At 29.1% G+C, this 1,861-nt stretch carries 1 protein-coding gene; it reads right to left on the bottom strand.

What is annotated here, in order from left to right; translation table 11 throughout:
- Positions 1 to 187: 187 nt before the first annotated feature.
- Entirely contained in the window at positions 188 to 1,693 is a 1,506-nt protein-coding gene (locus tag LJD32_RS14810; RefSeq protein WP_032089393.1) for an LCP family protein, read from the bottom strand.
- Between the last annotated feature and the right edge of the window lie 168 nt (positions 1,694 to 1,861).

Genomic DNA, 1,861 nt, shown 5'->3' with positions numbered 1-1,861 from the left:
TAAACTCTCATTGACGTTGTGTTTTATTCTTTCCTGTTCAGTTTTCAATGTCCTCATCAGCAAATTTGTTTCCTGCCGACTCATATATAATACAATTAATTTTTAATAAAGTCAATAACTATTTATAATTTTTTTAATTTTTTTCAAAAAAAAGAATGGATCCATAAGACCCATTCTAAATTTTCTACTATTCTCCACCTAAATCTTTTACATCATTTTCAGTTATCTTATCACCGTTTTCAACACAATCAATAAGTTTAGTAATCTTTTTAACATATGATGCGTAAGGTTTCATAACATAGATTGATGTACCATGCATTGAATAAGTTTGATCTGTCATATACCCTTTTCCATCAAGTTGTACATTGAAAACATCCCATTCAGCATTATCATCTAGTTGCATATTAATTAATGATTTAATTTCGTCAGAAGACATGTTTGTTTCAAAGCATCCTTCGATTGCTGTTAAGATTCTTTGAAAATTAGTAATAATCTTTGGTGACATTGCCTTATTCAACATTGCTTTTAATAATTTTTGTTGGTTACGTCCTCGATCATAATCTCCACTTGGTAAATTATATCTTTCTCTTACAAAACATAGCCCTTTATCACCATCTAATTCATTTTCACCTTTTACAATATGATAGTTACCATGTCTTGTTGTAAATTCATAATCAGAATCAACAGTTACTCCGCCTAATGCGTCAATAATATTTGTAATACCACTAAAGTTTGTTCTTGCATAATAGTTAACATCTAAATCTAAAAAGTCTTCAATCGTAGAAATAGTCTCTTCAACACCATAGATACCAGTATGTGTCAATTTATCCATTTTACCATTTTTATGAAGTTCAATTTCACAATCACGTGGAATACTTGTCATTAAGATTTGTTTAGTTTTTGGATTAACAGTAACAATTAAGTTAACATCACTTCTTGATACTGTTGATACAGAACCATATGTATCGATTCCAGTTACATATACATTAAATGGCTTTTCAGTTACATCTGTTACTGCTGTTGTTACTGATTTTGCTTTTTTATCAAATTCATATGTTTTTACAATTCTTGTTTCTTCATCAAAGCCTTCATGATTTAACTCTAACATTGATTTATATTGTGTTCCAACAACAATTGCATCTACTTCTTTATTATAAAGAGCATCTGCTAATTGAGAATATGTATCGTATGTCGTATACTTTTGTGTATCAATCGTTTCTTCCATTTGTGCTAAAGCTTTATTTAATGTAGCTTTTTCTTTTTCATATGATCTACCAAAATTAACACCTTTTAAACCATCAAGTGATGCTGTTCCATAATCACCATCTTTTAAAACAATGACATTGATAGCGTATTTTTGAGTTGTTGTTTGTACATTATTTAAGAAAGTATTTCCTCTTGCAGCAAAAGTACTTCCAATTACTAAAACAATTGAAACAATTAAACTCAACACTTTAGAAATAATAGTTCTTTTACTTGTTTTCCCTTCAACAATTTTTTTCTTTCCTGTTTGAATAATAATCCAAAACAATAAAACCAATGCTGCCAAAACAGCAGCTAAAATAGCAAAGTATTTAACAGGTAATAATTTTGTTAAATACACAAAATATAAAAGGACACCAGATGCGACAACTTGTAATGTCAAAATAAGTGCTCTGGATGTCATAAATCGCATAAATTTGTTTTGTTTCATAATCATCCTCCATATGTTGGTTAATTCTCGTTTATCATAGCACAATCGACATTTTATAGCAAATCGCCACTATTTTCTAGATAACATCCAAATATATACTGATTATCTTCTATTCCTGTATTGTAAAATGAAACTGGAATTAAGGAATTGATAACAAGGGGCATGCCC

Origin of the sequence: Faecalibacillus sp. TM498 (assembly GCF_020589955.1) — a bacterium.
Classification (GTDB): Bacteria; Bacillota_I; Bacilli_A; order Erysipelotrichales; family Coprobacillaceae; genus Faecalibacillus; species Faecalibacillus intestinalis.
Note: the sequence above shows the minus strand (reverse complement) of the source record. Positions and strands in the feature narration are given on the sequence as shown.

What these genes read in the sequence shown, in the direction of transcription:
- LJD32_RS14810 (WP_032089393.1), bottom strand. Translation starts at nt 1,693, where the DNA reads ATGAAACAAAACAAATTTATGCGATTTATGACATCCAGAGCACTTATT.